Below are 18331 nucleotides of genomic sequence, written 5' to 3'. Positions count from 1 at the left end.
CGCCTGCCTGTTGCGGAAAAAGGCCATTTTAAGCGACAAGCCTGCCAACCCGACCGCGCCCGCCCATGACCCAGCACAGCATCCTCATCACCGACAGCGGCGAGAGCTTTCCCTGCGCCGAGGAACAGTCCGTGTTGCACGGCATGAGCCGCCTCGGCCGCAAGGGCATTCCGCAAGGCTGCTATGGCGGCGGCTGCGGCGTGTGCAAGATTCAGGTGCTGAGCGGCCGGTACCACACGCGCAAGATGAGCCGTGACCAGGTGACGGCCGAGGAAGAACAGCAGGGTTACGCGCTGGCCTGCCGCACGTTTGCGGATGCTGATCTGACGCTGCGCGTGGTCGGCAAGCTGCACAAGGCGCTCACTCGTTGACACCCGAAGGACAAGCCTCATGACCGACAACGCCTACCACTGCCGCCGCTTCGACAACCACGTCGCCGTCGTCACCGGCGCCGCACAGGGCATCGGCCGCGCCACGGCGCTGCGGCTCGCTGCCGAGGGCGCGCAGGTCATCGTCGCCGATCGCGCCGCGCCGCAGGCGGAGGCGGTGCGGGACGAGATCCGCGCCGCCGGCGGGCAGGCGGAAATCGCGCTCGGCGATCTTGAAACCTGGGCAGGCGCGCAGCAGATCACGGCCGCGGCACTGGCGGCGTATGGCCGCATCGACGTGCTGGTCAACAACGTCGGCGGCACCATCTGGGCGCGCCCGTACTGGGAATACGCACCCGAGGAAATCGAAAAAGAGGTGCAGCGCTCGCTGTGGCCGACGCTGTGGACCTGCCGGGCGGTGATTCCGCACATGGTGGAGCGGCGCGCCGGCGCCATCGTCAACGTCGGCTCCACCGCCACGCGCGGCGTCTACCGGGTGCCGTACACCGCCTGCAAGGGCGGCGTGCATGCCATCACGGTGTCGCTGGCGTACGAGCTTGCCGAGTTCGGCGTGCGTGTGAACTGCATCGCCCCCGGCGGCACGGATGTCGGCCAGCGCGCCATCCCGCGCACGCCGACGCCGCCCACCGAGCGCGACCAGCAATGGATGCGCGGCGTGATGGACCAGACCCTGCAGGACGCCTTCATCAAGCGCTTTGCCAAACCCGAGGAACAGGCGGCGGCGATCTGCTTTCTGGCGTCGCCGGAGGCGTCGTATCTGACCGGCTACGTGCTGCCGGTGAGCGGCGGGACCGCTATTTGAAGTAGAAAAATTCCGTCCGTGGAATTTTTCTACTCGCTGCGCCGCGGTACATGCCCGCGGCGCGCTCCGCGGATCAAGAACTGAGGTTCTTGATCCGCGCCGGGGCTCCCTGTCCCGGACGGGAAACGCAGCCTCCCTGCCCCTCAATCCTTAAGCGTGTCACCGAGCCCGCGCCAGCGGTTGACCAGCGTGTGCTCCATGCCGAACAGATCCAGGATGCGCCCGACGGTGTGCGTGACCATGTCGTCGAGCGTGGTGAGATCGGCGTAGAACGCCGGCACCGGCGGGAAGATGATGCCGCCCATCAGCGTCACCGCCTCCATGTTGCGGATGTGGGCGAGGTTCAGCGGCGTCTCGCGCGTGACCAGCACGAGGCGCCGGCGCTGCTTCAGGATCACGTCCGCGGCGCGCGAGATGAGGTTGTCCGAGTAACCGTGTGCCACCGAGGCCAGCGTCTTCATCGAGCACGGCACGATCACCATGCCCTCGGTGATGAACGAGCCGGACGCGATGCTGGCCCCGATGTCCTTGACGTTGTGGATCACGTCCGCGACGGCCTCGAAATCGGCCCGCTCGCGGCGCAGCTCCTGGCGGGCTGTGAGCACCGCCGCGGACGACATCACCAGGTGCGTTTCGATGCCGCCCATGGCGCGCAGCTGCCGCAGCAGCTCGTAGGCGTACACGGCCCCGGTGGCGCCGCTGACGCCGACGATCAAGCGTTTTTTCATGCTTTCCCCTCGCGCGGCGGCTGCGTGATGGTCCGCCGCGTCAACGTCGTAATGCCTGCACGGCGCGCTCCAGCCCGCCCACGGTGAGTGGGTACATGCGGTCCTGCATCAGCTCGCGCACCAGACCGATCGACGGAATATAGCCCCAGTCCGCCTCGCGCTCGGGGTTCAGCCACGCCGCGGACGGCCAGGCGTCCACCAGCCGGCGCAGCCACACGGCGCCGGCCTCGTCGTTGCGGTGCTCGACGGAGCCGCCGACGTGCGTGATCTCGTACGGCGCCATCGACGCGTCGCCGACGAAGATCACCTTCCAGTCACGCCCGTACTTGCGCAGCACGTCCCAGGTCGAGAAACGCTCGGCGTGCCGGCGTGCGTTGCTGCGCCACAGGCGCTCGTAGACGCAGTTGTGGAAGTAGAAATATTCGAGGTGCCTGAACTCGCCGCGCGCGGCCGAGAACAGACGCTCGCACAGGCGCACGTGCGGGTCCATGGAGCCGCCGACGTCCAGGAACAGCAGCACCTTGACGCGGTTTTTCAGCTCCGGGCGCAGGTGAAGGTCGAGATACCCGCGCCGGGCCGTGCCGCGGATGGTGCCGTCGAGGTCGAGTTCCTCGGGCAGACCCTCGCGCGCCAGGCGCCGCAGGCCCTTCAGCGCCACCTTGATGTTGCGCGTGCCGAGCTCGACCTGGTCGTCGAGATCCCGAAACTGCCGCTGCTCCCACACCTTGGCAGCGCGCCGCTGGCGGCCCTCGCCGCCGATGCGCACGCCTTCCGGGTGGTAGCCGCCGTGGCCAAACGGCGAGGTGCCGCCGGTGCCGATCCACTTGCTGCCGCCCTGGTGGCGGCCCTGCTGCTCGGCAAGACGCTGACGCAGCGTCTCCAATAGCGCGTCGAGACTGCCGAGCGACTGGAGCTTGGCCTTGTCCTCGTCGGACAGCAGCTTCTCGATTTCCTTGCGCAGCCAGTCGTCGGGAATCGCGCCGCCGAGCTCCCCGAAGGCCAGTTCGGCGCCGCGAAAATAGGCCGCGAACACCGTGTCGAAGCGGTCGTAGAACTTCTCGTCCTTCACCAGCGCGCAGCGGGCGAGGTGGTAGAGCCCGTCCGCGCTGTGCGGCGGCACGTCGGCGGCGAGCGCCTCCAGAAACGTGAGGTACTCGCGCACGCTCACCGGGATGCCGGTGCCGCGCAGGTGTTCCAGAAACGAGCCGAACATGGCCCGGCCTCAGCGCCCCTCGCGCCGGTGCAGGAACACCAGCTTCTCGAACAGGTGCAGGTCCTGCTCGTTCTTGAGCAGCGCGCCGTACAGCGGCGGCAGGCTGGTCTTGAGGTCGGCCGCGCGCAGCGCGTCGGCCGGGATGTCCTCTGCCAGCAGCAGCTTGATCCAGTCGAGCAGTTCGGACGTCGACGGCCGCTTGGTCAGGCCCGGCGTGTCGCGGAGTTCAAAGAACGTGCCGAGCGCCGCGGCCAGCAGATCCCGCTTCAGCCCCGGGAAGTGCGTGTCCACGATGCGGGCCATGGTGTCCGCGTCCGGGAAGCGGATGTAGTGGAAAAAGCACCGCCGCAGGAAGGCGTCCGGCAGGTCCTTTTCGTTGTTGGACGTGATGATGACGATCGGCCGCTGGCGGGCGCGGATGGTTTCGCGCGTCTCGTAGACGTGGAACTCCATGCGGTCGAGCTCCAGCAGCAGGTCGTTCGGGAACTCGATGTCGGCCTTGTCGATCTCGTCGATCAGCAGCACCGGCGCCTCTTCGGCCTCGAAGGCCTGCCACAGCTTGCCGCGGATGATGTAGTTGCCGATGTCGTGCACGCGCGCGTCACCGAGCTGCGAGTCGCGCAAGCGCGCGACGGCGTCGTACTCGTACAGGCCCTGCTGCGCCTTGGTGGTGGACTTCACGTGCCACTCAAGCAGCGGCTTGCCGAGCGCGCGCGCCACCTCCACCGCCAGCATGGACTTGCCGGTGCCGGGCTCGCCCTTGATCAGCAGCGGGCGCTGCAGCGTGATGGCGGCGTTCACCGCCAGCGTCAGGTCGTCGGTGGCGACGTAGCGGTCGGTGCCGGTGAAGCGGTCGGTCATGGCGTGCTCGGGCGGGTGGGGGCGGCGAGCGTCAATGATGGCCGCTTGTGGCGCACATTCAAAGCCGGCCCCGGGCGTCTGCCGAGCCGGGCGCTCGGCTTCCCGCGGCGCGCCACACGGGCGTAGATTTGTCGCCCCAGCCCGCCGCCGGAGGAGACGGCCATGAATGCGCCTGCCGCCCCTGTCATCACGCCGAAACTGGACTGGCCGGCCGAGGGCGTCGCCCGCGTGCCGTACCGGGTGTACACCGACCCGGACCTGTACGCGCTGGAGCAGGAACGCATCTTCCGCGGCCCGGCCTGGAATTTCCTCGGACTGGCCGCCGAGATCCCGAACGCCGGCGACTTCAAGGCCACCTTCGTCGGCGACACGCCGGTAGTGATGACGCGGGACGGGCAGGGCGCCATCCACGCCTGGGTGAACCGCTGCGCCCACCGCGGCGCGCTGGTGTGTCGCGAGCTGCGTGGCAACGTCGGCGCCAGCGGCACGCACACCTGCGTCTATCACCAATGGGCGTATGACGCAGGCGGCAATCTGGTCGGCGTGCCGTTTCGCCGGGGCTTGGGTGGCAAGGGCGGCTACCCGGCCGACTTCGAGCTGGCCGATCACGGTTTGCAAACGCTGCGCGTCGAGGACTACCACGGCCTCGTGTTCGGCACCTTCGATGCCGGCCTGCCGGCGGTGGAAGCGCACATCGGTGCCACCGCCGCGCACTACGTGCAGCGCATCTTCAACCGCCCGCTGCGCCTGCTCGGCACCACCCGCCAGTACATGAACGCCAACTGGAAGGTATACGCCGAGAACCTGCGCGATCCGTATCACGCGAGCCTGCTGCACCTGTTCCACTGCACCTTCGGCCTGTACCGATCGACGCAGGAGGGCGGCATCGAGCTCGACCCGACGCTGCGGCACAGCGTGCTCACGTCGAAAAACAAGGCGCCGGAATCCGGTCGCGACGGTTACGTGGACGACAAGCTGCGCACCTACGACGAAACCTACACGCTGGCCGACCCCACGCTGCTGGCCGGCCGGCCGGAGTTCGCCGACGGCAAGTCGGCGGTGATCCAGACGCTGTTCCCGAACCTCGTGATCCAGCAGATCGCCAACACGCTCGCCGTGCGCCAGGTGCTGCCCAAGGGCGTCGGGCACTTCGAACTCGTGTGGACGCACTTCGGCTACGCCGACGACGACGCGGAACTCACCGCGATTCGCCTCAAGCAGTTCAACCTGATCGGCCCGGCGGGCCTCATCTCGATGGAGGATGGCGAGGCCACGGAGCTCGTGCAGCGCGCGGCCGAGGCCGCCGAGGCCGGCGCCACCGAAGTCATCGAGATGGAAGGCCGCGGCGTCGAGCCCACCGGCAGCCTGCTGTCGGAGGGCAACATCCGCGCCTTCTGGCAGGTGTACCGGGACACGCTCGGCCTGTGAGCACGGCGCATCCGCATCGCGCGCTGGCCGCGCGCCTGGGCCGCGACACCATCGCCGCTGTGATCGCCGACTTCTACGGCCGCGCGCGGCGCGATCCCGACCTTGGCCCCACGTTCGCGCAGGTGCGCGACTGGGACGCGGTCAAGGCGCGCATCGCGCATTTCTGGTGGCTTGATCTCGGCGGCGAGCGCTACCGGGGCGACACCTACAATCCGCACACCGTGCACCGCCACTTCGGCGTGCGGCCCGAGCAGGTGGACCCGTGGCTGCGCCTGTTCGAGGCGACGCTGCGCGATCACCTGCCGCCGGACGACGCCGACATCTGGCTTGCCCGGGCCCGGCGCATGGCCGACTGGGTGCGCACGGAGTTGCAAAACCCGACCGTCAGAAAAAAGGAGCCCTGAGGATGGACGAGAAACACAAGAAAACCGCGCTGCGCATGATCCCGTACGGCCTGTACGTGCTCACCGGCAAGGCGCCGGACGGCCAGGTGGCCGCCGCCACCGTCAACTGGGTAACGCAGGCGTCATTCGCGCCGCCGCTGGTGGCGCTAGGCGTCAAGACCGACTCCGGCGCGCACGCGGTCATCAAGGCGAGCGGCAAGTTCGCTCTGAACATCCTCGGCAAGAACCAGGGCGGCATTGCCTTTGCGTTCTTCAAACCCGTCGACGCCGCGCCGGGTCTGCTGTCCGGCCAGCCCTACCGGGACGGCGCCAACGGTGCACCGGTGCTGGACGCCGTGCCGGCGTACATCGAATGCACGCTCATCGACACCGTCGAACGCGGCGATCACAGCGTGTTCGTGGGTGAAGTCACCGAAGCGGTGATACGCCAGGAACCCGCCGCGCGCGCAGACGACGCCACGCTGTGGCTGAAGGATCTCGGCGAGAAGGTGTTCTACGGGGGGTGAACAGCCCGGCCTGTCGGTACCGGCAATTGATAGCCCGCCCGCCCCTTCGCCACAGGGCTCGAAGGCCCTGTGGCGAAGGCCGACTCAGAAATTCAGCTGTGCCCGGGTTTGCAGGATGTCCATGTCGCGATCCCGGGCCGGGTTGACCGCGTCAACATCGGCATGAACCAGGTTGGCCATCAGACGGAAGTTTCGCCCGAGGTACCAGTTCACGCCGGCGGACCAGTCGTCGGCATCGCCGCTGCGCGAGGCACCCGCCTCGCCCAGGTCGAGCGCGCTCAGACGCACCGCCAGTTCGACGGCGCCCCACTCATGACGCGGCTTTATGCCGACGAATGTGCCCGCCGAATCACTGTAAAGATGCCGTTCGCCCGTCAGCACCCAACCCGCCTGCACGTAGTAGCCGTCGAGCTTCAGGTCGCCGCCGCCGGAGCCATCCAAGTCGGTCGAGATGTACTGGCCTTGCACGAGCACCGGACCCAGTGAATACGCCGCTTCGAGGTTGTAGCTGGTCGATTTGTCGAGATTGGTCAGCGCGCCCGTCGTCAGCACGGTCGGCGCGAAATAGGCCTCCGGGCGCGAGCTGATCAGCCGCGACTCGTCGTTGTCGAAAACGCGGCGATCGAAGCCGATGCCAAGGTGCACCTTCTGCCGGCGCCGCTCGATCGGGTTCCAGGTGGCACGCATCGACACACCGTTCCCTTTCTCTGCCTGAATGCTGTCCTCGTCGTCGATCGCGTCGGTGAAATAACCGCCCGAGACGCCGAAGTGTCGCCCCTCGTAGCTGGCGCTGACACCCTTGCCGTAACCGGGCGCCAGCGCATGCGCCAGGGATCGCTCTATGAACATCGAGTCGTTGGAGCCGCCCAGATCCTCCATGCTGAACGGAGCGATGAAGTTGCCGCCCTTGAGCCTGATGCGCCTGTTGACGTCATAGCTGAGCCAGACGTTCCGCCAGGCGCCATCGTTGGTGAACTCGCGATCCACCCGCAGGCGCCAGTCATCCAGAAAGCGCATGCTCAACTCAAGACGGGCACGCCGAATGTCCTGGTCACTCGAATCGACCCCGTCGTCGTCGATCTGCACCGCATCCCAGTGCAAGCGACCGCCAAGATTGACCTTGACGTCGTCGGTCCGGTAGGTCAGGCCATTGGTCCCTGCCGAGAAACCTTCCCGGGCGTGAACCGGCGCGCCCCCCAGGGCGCACACGACAGCGGTAGCACTCAGCAACGTAGATATCGGCTTGGGCATTCGCCTCTCCGTTTCAGATGATCGCCAGGTCGGCGTCGGCCGCAAACCGATCGCACACCCGACGGGGTAAAAAAGCGGTTTCCACCGCATCGACAAAACTGTGGGCGACGCCCGGCAGAATCTCAAACGTCGGCGCCACCGCTCCCGGCAATGGCGTCGACGCACGGCTCATCGCCTCGACCCAGCGGCGCGCGCGCTCCAGGCGCGTGGCGCCTTGCACATGATCGAGCCAATCGCCCTGCCGTAACGACTTGTCGCGCTCGATGTCGAGTTCTCCGACCATCACGTGCTGCGGCACGCGCAGTGCCCGTTCGAGGTCCAGCCCCGGCGGCGCCATCTTCCCCTCATCGCCAAGACCGAAGGGATAGGCAAGCGATTTGTCCGGGAAGGTATACCAGCCGGCACTGACCAGAACGGCACTGGCCACCCGGCCGGGATGAGCGAGCGTGAATCGGTGAGCAAATTGCGCGCCGCCCGAGAAGCCGAACAGGAGCACGCGCTCCACGCTGGCGGCCGACAGCCGCGCACAGGCATCGAGAATGTCCGCCAATGCCAGATCCGCGCGCACGCTGGAGCGCGTATCCACAAGCTGCTGATACTGCCCGTACAGATCCTTCTCGAACAGCGGCGCGACGATACTGAGCCCAAGACGTTCCGCCTCGTCGATCAGCTTGTAGACGTGTGCGGCGGCGTTGCGGGCAATGCCGTGCACCGATACCAACAGCGGCGCGCCAGGTGTCTCGTTGTTTGCCCGATAAAAGAAAAATCGCCGGCTCACGGGCCCCGCCAACTCGTAGTAGGCCACTTTGCGAGCCGGCACCGCCCCCCGACCCGATGGCCGCTTAACCCGCGTCGCGTCCTGCTTCACCGGTAACCCTCGATTGATTCATGTCGCACCAGTTCGAGCCGCCGCCCGGGGCCGGCAGTGGCCCGCACGGTGCCGTTGTCGATACGCCAGGTCATCGTGGCGATCCGCTGCAACACCGGCGCGGTGGCAGCCAGCAGAACCACGCCGTCATAGTCGGCCAGAGCCACCGCAAGTCGCGACGCGCTGTCCTCATCCAGGTGTGTGTCCACACCGTCCAGGATCAACACCGGCGGCTTGCCGAGCATGGCGCGCGCAATTTCGAGCCGCTGGCGCTCATTGCTCGACAGCTCGGGCGCGCCTTCGCGAAGCCGGGTGTCGAGCCCCCGCGGCAGGCGCGCAAGGATCGGGGCGATGTTGCAACACGCCATGACGTGTGTGATCTCGTCCTGGGCAGCGCCTGGCGCCCGGTACCGCAGATTCATGCCGATCGATCCTGGCAGCAGCGGCGCGGCGGGGCCGGCATAGCCGATCAGGCTGCGCAAGGTCCTCTCGTGCATGTCCCGCACATTGCGGCCGGCAATCCGCACCCGGCCATGATCGGCATCCCGCAAACGGGCAATGCTGGCAAGCAGCGCGGACTTGCCCGCACCGCTCGCGCCGGCCACGTTGATGACGTCGCCGCACGTGAGGTCGGCGCTGAAATTCGCGATCAGCCCGTCTATCGCGACGCCACGCAGTGCAACCGCCGCGGCATGCCCGTCCAGTGGCCCGCGCCTTGAACGTGCCGGCGTCACCGCCGCCTCGATGGCCAGCGCATTCTTGATCTTGCCCAGGGACACCTTGGCGCGGCGCCACAACTCGAACGCGACGCCCAAGTCCCGTACCGCACCCGCGAGCAGGCCGCTGATCGACAGGGCTGCCGCGACAACGCCGATGCTCACTGCGCCGGTGCGCACCTGCGCGGCGCCCACCAGCAAGGTCACGGCCATCAGCATCAAGGCCGCCACATGCACGGTCGCGGTCATGGCACCCGATATGCCGGCCAGGCGCAATCCGGCCGTCATCAGGGCCGCATTGCGGCGCGCCAGGCGTTTGCGTTCCCGATCGAACCGATGAAACGCCCTTATCGTTCCGGCCCCGCGAATCGAACGCGACACGAAGGCGGCTATCGCGCCACGCCTATGCCGTGTTTCCCGGATGGCGCTGTTCAGCGGTGCCGCCAAGGCCAGCACGGCGAGCATCGCACACAACAGCACCGCGCCGGCAGCCAGGCCCAGGAGCGGGGATTTCCCCGTCAGAACACCGAGCAGCAACACACTGCTCACGACCGCCGAGATGAGGCGAACCAAGCCATCGCTTACCCATTTCTTGATGGCGGTGAGATCACCCACGAACGGCAGCAGCAGCCCGCCCTGCCCGCGCTGCGCAAGCAGCTCCGGCGAGGCACGAAGGACACGTTCGAATAGCGCTGCGCGCAGCTGCGCGACATAGCCCAGGCCGATGCGTTCCGCGGCGCGCGTGCGGAAGATTTCCAGCACCACGCCGAGGCCGGCCATGCCCAGAAACACGGCGCCCAAAGCGAGCGCCTGGCCCGGCAGCGGCTTGCCTCGCACCAGCGCATCGACGCCCACTTGCACGCAATACGCCACCGTTGCCGCCAGGCCGGCGAGCCCAAGGCTCGCCGCGACAAGCCCTGCGAACAACACGCGCCGCCCCCGCCACAGACTGATCATCGAACCGCGCTGAGGGAACGGCGCGCCCCTTGAAAACACAGCCGTGTGACGTAGGTCGAATCGAGCAGCATCGCGGTGTGCACGACGTCGACATCGAGGTGCTGCTGCGCCTCCCTGGCGGCAAGCGGCGAAGAGGTCAGCAAGCCCGTCACAGCGCGTAGCGGCAGATGGCGCTCGCGCAGCCAGGCTGCTCCCATCAGCGCCCCCAGCGAATCGGCGGCCGCCAGCAAGACCGCATCAAGACGATCCACGAAGGACGCCGTATTCAGCAGCGCAGCCGTTTCGCGCTGCAGCAAACCGTCGGCAATTTCGACCACCACGACGTCCAGATCGGCCGACTCCACGCGGTCCAGCAACCGTCGCGCCGCCTGTTCGAGCTCCGCCAAATCCGCACCCGCCGTCGTGGCGAAACCCTCGTCGGTGAAGTCGAGCGCCAGCACAGCGCCTGCATCCCGCATCGCCCAAAGATCGCCACCCGAACCGGTGCCCGTCAGCTTGCAGGCGCCAACGCGCAATCCGCCTTGGCTCAGCCCGCGAATGAGGTTGGCCGCCGCCGTGGTCTTGCCGGCGTTCATTGACGTGCCGACCACCGCCACGACCTGATGCGCCACGGCCGGTTTGCGCAACGGCATGTCCACGAAGCGGCGCAGGTTGATGGCACATCCGGCGGCATCCGTCAGGATGCCCAACGGCGTGATGACGGTCGGCCGCTTCACATTGGCGTGACGCGCGATGACGCGGGAGGCGATGCCGCCGGCGGCGACAAGATCGCAGGCACCCATATCCGACGGAACCACCGACTCGAATTGATCCGGCGCGTACCGTGCGCCGTAAGCGACCAACACCTCGTCGCCGACATACAGCTGCACGCGCCGGCCTTCCGGTGATTCGAGGCGAACGTGATGCCCGAGTTCGTTGACGGCGGCGAGCACGACATCGCCGGTGCTCGGCCACAAGGCTTTCGACAGGTCGACGACCTGATCGAACTCGACGTGCCTGCAGACGAACGAACGCTTGGCGCGCATGGCCCGCAGGCCAGCTCCGTTAAGTGCAACGTGCACGTTTAATGCCTCCCTCCATGCACTCGGTACCGTCGGTTGCATGCCGACGCCGACGTCCTTGCCGGTGAGCCTTCCGCCCCTTCGGCAGCACGCGGCGAGACAGTACGTGCCGACACCCCCTTTCGGCTCGCTCCAAAGTGCCAACCAGCCAGGTCGGCCACGGCCCCGCGCAGCGACTTCAGAACCCCATCAACCAAAGGAAGCACGGCACCGGATGCTGCTTCTGGCACCTTGAAGCCTCCCTTGAAGGCTGGGTGGAGGACGGTTCATCTGCCTTTATCGGCAAGTTCCCCGTCCACCTGAAGGGCGGGGCGATTTTTTTTCGCGCGGCAGGCCGCGCCCAAGACAAGGGGCACTGTGCCGGTCACACGTTGAAGCGGAAATGCACCACGTCGCCGTCGTGGACGGTGTACTCCTTACCTTCCAGGCGCCACTTGCCGGCCTCGCGGGCGCCGGCCTCGCCCTTGTGGGCGATGAAGTCGTCGTAGGCGATGACCTCGGCGCGGATGAAGCCGCGCTCGAAGTCGGTGTGGATGACGCCTGCCGCCTGCGGCGCGGTGGCGCCGATGGCGATGGTCCAGGCGCGGACTTCCTTCTCGCCGGCGGTGAAGTAGGTCTGTAGCCCGAGCAGGCGGTAGCCGGCGCGGATCACGCGGTCGAGGCCGGGTTCTTCAAGACCCAGTTCGGCCAGGAATTCGGCGCGTGCATCGGCGTCGAGCTGGGCCAATTCCGCTTCGATGGCCGCGCTCACCGCCACCACCTCGGCGCCTTCCTCGGCCGCGCGCTGCTGCACGGCCGCCAGTAGCGGGTTGTCGGTGAAACCGTCCTCGGCCACGTTGGCGATGTAGACGACGGGCTTTGCGGTGAGCAGGTGCAGTTCGGTGAGTGGCGCGGCTTCATCGGACGCTAGGCGCAGGCTGCGTACCGGTTTGGCCTGATCCAGACACGCGCGCACTTTTTCGAGCAGCGCCTGTTCGGCCAGCGCCGCCTTGTCGCCGGTCTTGGTGCGCTTGCCGACGCGCTGCAGCGCGCGCTCGACGGTTTCAAGATCGGCCAGCGCGAGCTCGGTGTCGATGACGTCGATGTCGCGCAGCGGGTCCACGCCGCCCGCCACGTGCACCACGTCGTCGTTCTCGAAGCAGCGCACCACGTGCGCGATGGCCTCGGTCTCGCGGATGTTGGCGAGGAACTGGTTGCCGAGGCCCTCGCCCTTCGACGCGCCGGCCACCAGACCCGCGATGTCGACGAAGGTCATGCTGGTCGGCACCACCTTTTGCGGCTTGACAATCTCGGCCAGCCGGTCCAGGCGCGGGTCCGGCATGGCGACGATGCCGACGTGCGGGTCGATGGTGCAGAACGGGTAGTTCTCGGCCGCGATGCCGGCCTGCGTGAGGGCGTTGAAGAGCGTCGATTTGCCTACGTTTGGCAGGCCGACGATGCCGCAGCGAAAACCCATGGCGATTCCTGAGCGTTGAGTGACCGGGCGCTAGCGCGCCGGACGGGTGTTGAGGGCTTGCATCACGGGCGCTGTCTCGCCGGCCAGCAGGCGCGGCAGCAGCCCGAGCGCGCCGTCGAGGGCGTCTTCGATCAGCCGTGCCTGATCGGCCGGCGGCTTGCCGAGCACGTAGGGCGTGACCAGCGGCGCCGCGCCGGGGTGGCCGATGCCGACCCGAAGACGCAGAAAGGCCGGCGAGTTCAGCGCACCGATGGTGCTGCGCAGGCCGTTGTGCCCGCCGTGGCCGCCGCCGGACTTCAGGCGCACGTCGCCGGGCGCAAGATCGAGCTCGTCGTGCACCACCAGAATGTGCTCGACCGGGATGCGGTAGTACGCCGCCAGTGCCTGCACCGAGCGACCGCTCTCGTTCATGAAGGTGAGCGGCTTCAGCAGGCGCACGTCGCCAGTCGGCCGGGACCACGTGGCCACTTCGCCGTGAAAGCGCGTCTCGGCCTTCAGCGTGAGGCGCTCGGCGGCCGCGAGGCGCTCCACAAACCAAAAGCCCGCGTTGTGCCGGGTGTCGGCATAACGCGGGCCTGGGTTGCCGAGGCCGACGATGAGTTCGACCACGTCGTCGCCCCCGGTTGGGGCTGGATCAGCCGGCAGGTTTTTCGCCGGCTTCCGGCGCGTCGGACTCGGCCTTGCGCGGGGCGTGGATCGACACGACCGACAGGTCGTGGTCATGCCCCAGCGCCAGCGCCGGAATGGTCACGCCAGCCGGCAGCACGAGGCCGGACAGATGCACCGACTGGTCAATCTCCAGCTTGCTGATGTCGACCGCGATGAACTCCGGCAAGTCCTTGGCCAGGCACTCGATTTCGACTTCCGGCATCAGGTGGGACACGATGCCGCCGCCCTGCTTCACGCCCGGCGCCACGGCCTCGCCGATGAAGTGCAGCGGCACCACCATGCGCAGCTTGCGGTCGGCGCTCACGCGCAGGAAGTCGAGGTGCATCACCTGCCGCTTGTAGGGGTGCATCTGCACGTCGCGCAGCACCACCTGCTCGTTGCGGCCGCCCACGTCCACCGTCAGCACGTGGGAATGGAAGGCTTCCTTTTCCAGATGGTGGATGGTGTCGTTGTGGTCCAGCGTGATGTCGGCGTTCGGCTGGCCGGCGCCGTAGATGACGGCCGGCACGCGGCCGGCGCGACGCACGCGGCGCGAGAAGGCGGTGCCAAGGTCGCTGCGCGCCTCGGCGGTGATCTGAAACTGGTTGTCCATGGCCGACACACTCCCGGGGGACGGTAAAACCCGCGCAGTCGCGGATCGTGCGTGGCGGGCGGGGCCGGCCACGGCTGCGCGGAAAAAACGAAACGCGAAATGGTACTACAGCTTGGCGGCGCAGCCGATTCAGCCCATCAGCAGCGTGCTGACGGAGTCCTCGTCGCTGATGCGGCGCATGGTCTCCGCCAGCAGCTCGGCAATGCTGAGCTGGCGGATGCGCGGGCAGGAGGCGGCGTCCGCGCGCAGCGGCAGGGTGTCGGTGACCACCAGCTCGTCGAGACTGCTGCCGACGATGTTCTCGACCGCCTTGCCGGACAGCACCGGGTGCGTCACGTAGGCCACCACGCGCTTGGCGCCGTGCTGCTTGAGCGCATCTGCCGCCTTGCCCAGCGTGCCGGCGGTGTCGACCAGGTCATCGATCATCACGCAGGTGCGCCCGCCGACGTCGCCGATGATGTTCATCACCTGCGACTGGTTGGCGCGCGGGCGGCGCTTGTCGATGATGGCTAGGTCCGCGTCGTCGAGATGCTTGGCCAGCGCCCGGGCGCGCACCACGCCGCCCACGTCCGGCGACACCACCATCAGGTCGTCGTAGCTGTGCCGCCAGATGTCGCCCAGCAGCACCGGCGACGCGTACACGTTGTCGATGGCGATGTCGTAGAAGCCCTGAATCTGGTCGGCGTGCAGGTCCACCGTGAGCACGCGATCCGTGCCGGCAGCGGCGATCATCTTGGCCACCACCTTGGCCGAGATCGGCACCCGCGCACCCAGCATGCGCCGGTCCTGGCGCGAGTAGCCCATGTACGGCATGACCGCCGTGATGCGCGCCGCCGAGGCCCGCCGCATGGCATCGACCATGATCAGCAGTTCCATCAGGTTCTGGTCGGTCGGCGCGCCGGTCGACTGGACGATGAACACGTCCTTGCCGCGCACGTTGTCGATAACCTCGACCTGCACCTCGCCGTCGCTGAAGCGATCCGCCACCACCTTGCCGAGCGGCTGGCCGAGGTAATGCGAGATGGATTCCGCCAGCTTCGGGCAGGCGCTGCCCGAAAACACCATCATGCCGCCGTAGGCCATGGATTCCTCGACTGGAGCAACAAGCGCGCAGGGCGCGAGAAGTGGCTGGGGTGCCAGGATTCGAACCTGGGAATGCGGGGATCAAAACCCCGTGCCTTACCGCTTGGCGACACCCCAGCGGAAATCGTGATCAATCGCGCGCAGCCAGCCGCTCATGCAGCGGGTGACGGTTCAGGCCGCGCACTACCCAGCCGCGCCACGGCGCCGGCAGGCGGGCCAACACCTGCTCGGCCGCCGACCGCGCCTCGAAGCGCGCGAAAAGGCAGCCGCCGGTGCCGGACAGTCGCGCCTCGCCGAAGCTGGACAGCCACCGGCAGGCGGCGTCCACTTCCGGGTAGAGCGCCCGCGTAACCGGCAGACAGTCGTTGCTAACCGGCCCGCTGCGAAGGGCGGAAATTGTCACGGGCGGGGTATTGCGTGTCAATTTCGGGTCGGCGAACACGCGCGCCGTGGCCACCGCAACGCCGGGATCGACGATCAGGTACCACGGCTCGGCCAGCTCGCCCGGCTCCACGGGCGTGAGTTGCTCGCCAACGCCCTGCGCAAACGCCGCCCGGCCGCCGATGAACACCGGCACGTCGGCGCCGAGTGCAAGCCCGAGCGCGGCCAGGTCGGCCCGCGGCAGGTCGACACCCCACAGCCGGTCCAGCACCAGCAGCGTGGTGGCGGCATCGGAACTCCCGCCGCCGAGGCCGCCGCCCATCGGAATGCGCTTCACGACCTCGATGTCCGCGCCCAGCGGGCAGCGGCTGTGCGCTTGCAACGCGCGCGCCGCCCGCACGCACAGGTCCTGCTCCGGCGCCACGCCCGGCAGCGGCGTCAGCAGGCGAATCTCGCCATCCTTGCGCGGTGTGAAGCGCAGCTCGTCGCCAAGATCAACGAACTGGAACAGCGTCTCCAGCAGGTGGTAGCCGTCCGCCCGGCGGCCGACGACGTGCAGGAACAGGTTGATCTTGGCCGGCGCCGGCCACCAGGTGCCGGCGTCAGGGGGCATGGGCACCCGGCAGCCACCGCTTCACGGCAAGGCGCAGTTCGATATCGCCGCGGGTCGCCTGCAGCTTGCTTGGCAGCGCCCACGGCGGCACCGGCTGGTATTCGAGATAACGGATTTCCCAGCCGTCCTGACGCAGCAGCGCAAGCCGGTTGTCGGCGTCGAGCTGCTGCGCGTCGACCGCGCCCGGCGCCGGCCGCCCGGTGACCCAGTAGCGCAGGTTGCCGAGCGGCAACGGTGTGTCGGGCAGCGCATCGGCCAGAAGCACGGCGGCGCTGGAGGCCTCGATGGGTGCCTCGTCGGCGCGCTCCAGACGCGCCCCGGCGGTGTTCTCGGTCAACCGTAGCGCGCCACGCCCGAAGGCACCGTGCAGGCGCAGATCGAAACTTTCCCTGCCCTGCCACCAGTGCACGCTGCCGCTGGCGGAATCGCGGCTGCCCTTGAGCGCCAGCCGCCCTTGCAGCGCCCAGTCGCCGAGCAGGTCGAGCGCCGCCAGGCGATCCGCGAACGAACTGGGCGCTCCCGGCGGCGCGACCGGCCCGCGCGCGGCGCACGCCGACAGCGCGGCGCACAGCACCAGCAGGGCCAGCCGCCTCACGGGTCGAGCTTGCCCTGCACGCCGAGCAGGCGGGCATCCTTGGGCGATTTCGCAAGTCCCTCGCGCAGGATCTCGCGCGCCTCGGTGGTGCGGCCCTGCGCGTGCAGCACCTCGGCCAGGTGGGCGTACACCTCGGCGTCCGGCAGCAGCGCGAGCGCGCGGCGCAGATGCGCTTCCGCGCCGATGAGATCGCCCTTGCGGTACAGCACCCAGCCCAGGCTATCGAGGATGTAGGGGTTGTCGGGGGACTGCTCCAGCGCGCGCTTGATGAGGTCGTGCGCCTCGTCGAGGCGTTCCCCGTGATTGGCAAGCGTGTAACCCCAGGCGTTCAGGGCGTTGGCGTTCTTGGGGTCGATTTCAAGAATGCGCTTGAGATCCCGCTCCATTTCCGGGCGGCGGTTGAGCTTGTCGAGCACCATCGAGCGCGCGAACAGCAGATCCATGCTGTTCGGGTCGTGCGCCAGCGCCTCGTTGATGAGCGCCTCGGCCTGCAGCGGCCGGTCGGCGTCGAGCAGCAGGTCCGACTGGGCCAGCAGGAACCGCAGCCGATCGTCGTCCGTATCGGACGCCGCGGCATTCAGCAGCGCCAGGCCGGCGTCGAGGTCGCCGCGCGCGGCGAGCAGGCTCGCGCGGCGCAGCAGCGCATCCGCGCGGTGCTCGCCGTCGTGCACCCGCGCGTAGCGGGCGATTGCCTCGCGCGTGTCGGCCGCGTCCTCGGCGAGCTTGCCGAGGTAGTAGTTGGCCTGGTCGGCCTGCTTGCTGTCGCCGGCGAGCTTCAGCAACTGGCCGCGGGCGACGCGCCGATCGCCCATCTGACCGGCCAGCAGCGCCGCCGCCAGGCGCGCGTCCGCGTTGCCCGGCTCGTAGCGCAGCACGGCCTCGAACTCGCGCCGCGCGCCAGCGTAGTCCTTCTCCTCCAGCAACGCCCGGGCAAGCGTCAGGCGCACTGCGGTATGCCGCGGATGGCTGGTCAGAAAGCCGCGCAACAAGTCCGTCGCGGCGGGCGCCTGGCGGGTTTGCAGCAACACTTGCGCGCGCAGCAGCAGCGCCTCGTCGACCTGCGGCTGTAGCTCGACCAGCCGCGCCGACGGCTGGTCCGCCCGCTCGGGCTGGCCAAGGCCGGTTGCTGCCAGGCTGTACGCGAACAGCGCCTGCGGGTCGTCCGGGCGCATCTCCAGCAGCGCGTCCAGCACGCCGAACAGCGTGTCCGGCGGCACGTTCTGGTTCAGCAGGCGCACCAGGTTCAGGTAGTCCTGCCGGGACTGAAAGGTCTTCAGCGTCAGCAGGCGGCGCAGGTGCGCGCGCGCCTTGTCGGCGTTGCCCTGTTGCAGTTCGAGGCCGGTCAGCAACTGGGCGGCATCGACGCTTTGCGGCTCGATGCGCTGCCAGGCCTCAGCGGCGGTGATGGCTCCCGGCATGTCCTGCGCGTGCAGCGCCGTCTGCACCGCCTGGCGCGCCAGGGCGGCATTTCCGGCCCGCTCGGCCACGGCGATATACTTCGCGACCGCGTGCGCGGGGTCGCCGCGCTGGGCGGCGGTGTCGGCCAGCAGCAGGTCGAAGATCGCCTCCGTGCGGGCGCTGTCGAACGGCGGCGTGGACGCCTGCGGCGGCGGCGAGGCGCGGTTGGCGCAGCCCAGCAACAGCCACGCAGCGACCAAAGTGAGCAGGTGTTTGCGCATGCCGCTTAAGACCCGGCCCGCCGGGTGTCGGTTCCAGTAGCCCGCAAGCGGCGGGCGGCGCGGGATTACCGACCTATTA

General features: G+C 68.3%; 19 protein-coding genes and 1 tRNA gene. 5 read left to right on the top strand and 15 right to left on the bottom strand.

Annotation, left to right across the window (positions count from 1 at the left end):
• Positions 1-65: 65 nt before the first annotated feature.
• Positions 66-371 (top strand): 2Fe-2S iron-sulfur cluster binding domain-containing protein, encoded by a 306-nt coding sequence (locus tag AB7F93_RS05520; RefSeq protein ID WP_428301887.1) that lies wholly within the window; start codon positions 66-68, stop codon positions 369-371.
• A 19-nt stretch (positions 372-390) separates the two neighbouring features.
• Complete coding sequence (locus AB7F93_RS05515) at positions 391-1191, top strand: 1,6-dihydroxycyclohexa-2,4-diene-1-carboxylate dehydrogenase (protein ID WP_428301886.1); 801 nt, start codon at positions 391-393, stop codon at positions 1189-1191.
• Positions 1192-1334: 143 nt separating this feature from the next.
• Here the strand turns inward: AB7F93_RS05515 and AB7F93_RS05510 are convergent, their stop codons facing one another.
• Genes AB7F93_RS05510 through AB7F93_RS05500 form a run of 3 tightly spaced genes read right to left on the bottom strand, consistent with a single transcriptional unit; the run spans position 1335 to position 3993 of the window.
• Positions 1335-1919: a UbiX family flavin prenyltransferase gene (locus AB7F93_RS05510; protein WP_428301885.1), complete on the bottom strand. Its 585-nt coding sequence runs from the start codon at positions 1917-1919 to the stop codon at positions 1335-1337.
• Between the two features lie 40 nt (positions 1920-1959).
• A complete protein-coding gene (locus AB7F93_RS05505; protein WP_428301884.1) occupies positions 1960-3132 on the bottom strand; it encodes a vWA domain-containing protein in 1173 nt (390 codons plus the stop codon).
• A gap of 9 nt (positions 3133-3141) precedes the next feature.
• Complete coding sequence (locus AB7F93_RS05500) at positions 3142-3993, bottom strand: AAA family ATPase (protein ID WP_428301883.1); 852 nt, start codon at positions 3991-3993, stop codon at positions 3142-3144.
• A 162-nt stretch (positions 3994-4155) separates the two neighbouring features.
• On the opposite strand from AB7F93_RS05500, the gene AB7F93_RS05495 reads away from it, so the two are divergent.
• Genes AB7F93_RS05495 through AB7F93_RS05485 form a run of 3 tightly spaced genes read left to right on the top strand, consistent with a single transcriptional unit; the run spans position 4156 to position 6331 of the window.
• Positions 4156-5421 carry an SRPBCC family protein gene (locus tag AB7F93_RS05495; RefSeq protein WP_428301882.1) on the top strand — a complete coding sequence of 422 codons (1266 nt, stop codon included), beginning with the start codon at positions 4156-4158 and terminating at the stop codon, positions 5419-5421.
• Positions 5418-5825, top strand: coding sequence for a group III truncated hemoglobin (locus tag AB7F93_RS05490; RefSeq protein WP_428301881.1), 408 nt, complete (start codon positions 5418-5420; stop codon positions 5823-5825). The genes AB7F93_RS05495 and AB7F93_RS05490 overlap by 4 nt, the downstream gene beginning before the upstream one ends.
• A gap of 2 nt (positions 5826-5827) precedes the next feature.
• Entirely contained in the window at positions 5828-6331 is a 504-nt protein-coding gene (locus AB7F93_RS05485) for a flavin reductase family protein (protein ID WP_428301880.1), read from the top strand.
• 84 nt (positions 6332-6415) lie between these two features.
• Here AB7F93_RS05485 and AB7F93_RS05480 read toward each other — a convergent pair whose 3' ends face one another.
• From AB7F93_RS05480 to AB7F93_RS05425, 12 genes are all read right to left on the bottom strand, one after another.
• Complete coding sequence (locus AB7F93_RS05480; protein WP_428301879.1) at positions 6416-7582, bottom strand: OprO/OprP family phosphate-selective porin; 1167 nt, start codon at positions 7580-7582, stop codon at positions 6416-6418.
• Between the two features lie 13 nt (positions 7583-7595).
• Positions 7596-8387 (bottom strand): hypothetical protein, encoded by a 792-nt coding sequence (locus AB7F93_RS05475; RefSeq protein ID WP_428301878.1) that lies wholly within the window; start codon positions 8385-8387, stop codon positions 7596-7598.
• Positions 8388-8446: 59 nt separating this feature from the next.
• Positions 8447-10123, bottom strand: a complete 1677-nt coding sequence (locus AB7F93_RS05470; protein WP_428301877.1) for an ABC transporter transmembrane domain-containing protein — start codon at positions 10121-10123, stop codon at positions 8447-8449.
• Positions 10120-11148 (bottom strand): molybdopterin-guanine dinucleotide biosynthesis protein MobB, encoded by a 1029-nt coding sequence (locus AB7F93_RS05465; RefSeq protein ID WP_428301876.1) that lies wholly within the window; start codon positions 11146-11148, stop codon positions 10120-10122. Before AB7F93_RS05465 ends, AB7F93_RS05470 begins: the two co-directional genes overlap by 4 nt.
• A 400-nt stretch (positions 11149-11548) precedes the next feature.
• On the bottom strand, positions 11549-12640 hold the full coding sequence (ychF, locus tag AB7F93_RS05460) for a redox-regulated ATPase YchF (RefSeq protein WP_428301875.1): 1092 nt from the start codon (positions 12638-12640) through the stop codon (positions 11549-11551).
• A 30-nt stretch (positions 12641-12670) separates the two neighbouring features.
• On the bottom strand, positions 12671-13285 hold the full coding sequence (pth, locus tag AB7F93_RS05455) for an aminoacyl-tRNA hydrolase (RefSeq protein WP_428301989.1): 615 nt from the start codon (positions 13283-13285) through the stop codon (positions 12671-12673).
• Positions 13275-13901, bottom strand: a complete 627-nt coding sequence (locus AB7F93_RS05450) for a 50S ribosomal protein L25/general stress protein Ctc (RefSeq protein ID WP_428301874.1) — start codon at positions 13899-13901, stop codon at positions 13275-13277. Before AB7F93_RS05450 ends, pth begins: the two co-directional genes overlap by 11 nt.
• Before the next feature lie 129 nt (positions 13902-14030).
• Positions 14031-14984 (bottom strand): ribose-phosphate pyrophosphokinase, encoded by a 954-nt coding sequence (locus tag AB7F93_RS05445; protein WP_428301873.1) that lies wholly within the window; start codon positions 14982-14984, stop codon positions 14031-14033.
• A 42-nt stretch (positions 14985-15026) separates the two neighbouring features.
• Positions 15027-15101, bottom strand: a tRNA-Gln gene (locus AB7F93_RS05440).
• A gap of 13 nt (positions 15102-15114) precedes the next feature.
• On the bottom strand, positions 15115-15978 hold the full coding sequence (ispE, locus tag AB7F93_RS05435; RefSeq protein ID WP_428301872.1) for a 4-(cytidine 5'-diphospho)-2-C-methyl-D-erythritol kinase: 864 nt from the start codon (positions 15976-15978) through the stop codon (positions 15115-15117).
• Positions 15968-16573 (bottom strand): lipoprotein insertase outer membrane protein LolB, encoded by a 606-nt coding sequence (gene lolB, locus AB7F93_RS05430; protein ID WP_428301871.1) that lies wholly within the window; start codon positions 16571-16573, stop codon positions 15968-15970. Before lolB ends, ispE begins: the two co-directional genes overlap by 11 nt.
• The gene (locus AB7F93_RS05425; protein ID WP_428301870.1) at positions 16570-18252 is read right to left on the bottom strand and encodes a tetratricopeptide repeat protein; all 1683 of its coding nucleotides are present in this window, start codon (positions 18250-18252) and stop codon (positions 16570-16572) included. Before AB7F93_RS05425 ends, lolB begins: the two co-directional genes overlap by 4 nt.
• Positions 18253-18331: the final 79 nt, after the last annotated feature.

It is taken from the genome of Immundisolibacter sp., assembly GCF_050250495.1.
In the GTDB taxonomy this organism is placed as follows: domain Bacteria; phylum Pseudomonadota; class Gammaproteobacteria; order Immundisolibacterales; family Immundisolibacteraceae; genus Immundisolibacter.
The sequence above is the reverse complement of the archived record's forward strand: the minus strand, read 5'-3'. Positions and strand labels throughout refer to the sequence as shown.